General features: G+C 38.3%; 2 protein-coding genes. Both read left to right on the top strand.

Annotated elements, in window-relative coordinates; translation table 11 throughout:
* The first annotated feature begins 209 nt into the window (after window positions 1-209).
* On the top strand, window positions 210-620 hold the full coding sequence (locus ACJJVX_RS00030) for a GNAT family N-acetyltransferase (RefSeq protein WP_405629433.1): 411 nt from the start codon (window positions 210-212) through the stop codon (window positions 618-620).
* A 113-nt stretch (window positions 621-733) separates the two neighbouring features.
* On the top strand, window positions 734-1,315 hold the full coding sequence (locus tag ACJJVX_RS00025) for a hypothetical protein (protein ID WP_405629431.1): 582 nt from the start codon (window positions 734-736) through the stop codon (window positions 1,313-1,315).
* Window positions 1,316-1,502 lie beyond the last annotated feature (187 nt).

Below are 1,502 nucleotides of genomic sequence, written 5' to 3'. Positions count from 1 at the left end.
ATGTGGACGGGTACTAAGTACGTGGTGATTTACACGCGTGAATATATAACTGAAGAGCCGGATGCGGTAGTTCCGCACGTCCGGATCTGTGTGGGGTCGGCCCAGTAATGGGTCGCTCTACCACGATTGTGTGCTTAGTTAGCTCGTACTGTGTATTTATACAGCTTAATTATATATACTCCGTTTTCATTAAAAGGAGTAGTACAATTATGACATTAAAACACGAAGAAAAAGTCCCTAGCCCAGAAGAATACTGTGACATGCGCGTAAAAGCAGGTTTGTCACCAAAATCTTTAGAAGCTGCCATGATAGGGCTACCAAATACTCTATATGGTATATCAATCAGAGATGATGAAGTGCTCATTGGAATGGGGCGTGTAGTTGGTGACGGGGCATGTAATTTCGAAGTTGTGGATGTAGCTGTAGACCCAAGTTATCAAGGACAAGGGGTGGGCAGAAAAATAATGGAGTATATAGATAACTATTTATCTTCCGTGGCACTTCCTGGCTCTTATGTTTCAATGATTGCAGATGAACCCATCTTCTATGAAAAACTAGGTTATAGGCTCGTGTCTCCGGCGAGTCAAGGTATGACAAAAAAGTTTAATCCGCACACATAACAAGCTGTTAAACAAGGACAAAAAACAGTTGGTTTTGCTCCTTCGTCGCTAATTTTAACCAACTATTTTTTGCCTGTTAACAGGGCGTTATAAAGCACGGAGGCATCGGAGTTTTGGAAACACATTTCGTATTTACTTCTTCTAAAGGACTCATTGAATCCGCAGAATATCTTTTGGCACATACAGAAGATAACGATGTGCTTTTTAATTCTAATAAATACTCATTTATATTGGTTGCGGCGGCTTCATTAGAAAGCTTATTAAACGAAGGTATTGTTTCGTGGGCATTCCAACTGTTTCCTAAGGGTGATCATAAACGACATGCTACAGCCTTCCTCTCAATGAATTTAGGAAAAAAATTAGATACATTAGGTTTTTTGTTATCTTCCGGTAAATTCATTACTGATAATGAAAGCAATGTGTACCAAACATTGATTAGCCTAATAAAGCTTCGGAACGAGGTTGCTCACAGCAAAGACTTTTATAAAGAGGCTGATATAGAGTATGGTGAAGTTGATGAAGATGGTGGTAGAAGCTTTCAGTTACCTTATGATATTTCTAAGTTAATGGATAACCATCCCTTAAGTCTCGAACAGAATAAATGTCAGTATATAGTAGAGTCTCTAAAACATTTAGAAGCTGTTTTAAGTGAAGAAATTGAGCATTCAAAAACAGAGTTGTTCAAAGCTTTATAACAAGGCATTCAAACGGAAAATTTACAGTTGGCTGTTTTTCGTTCCTCAAACATTTTAGCCAACTTATGTGGACTCCCTCTTGTCAACAACAAAAACTTTTAACACAAAGAAATAAATGCATACTTATGTACGAGCTCTAAACTGAGAAGCTATCTCTGGCTCTTTGATATTTACGCGAACTGGTTGT

It is taken from the genome of Pseudoalteromonas sp. Ld20 (genome assembly GCF_045064175.1).
Classification (GTDB): domain Bacteria; phylum Pseudomonadota; class Gammaproteobacteria; order Enterobacterales; family Alteromonadaceae; genus Pseudoalteromonas; species Pseudoalteromonas neustonica.
Note: the sequence above shows the minus strand (reverse complement) of the source record. Positions and strands in the feature narration are given on the sequence as shown.

Excerpts from the sequence above, each read along its gene's own strand:
- ACJJVX_RS00030 (WP_405629433.1), top strand. The coding sequence starts at position 210 with ATGACATTAAAACACGAAGAAAAAGTCCCTAGCCCAGAAGAATACTGT.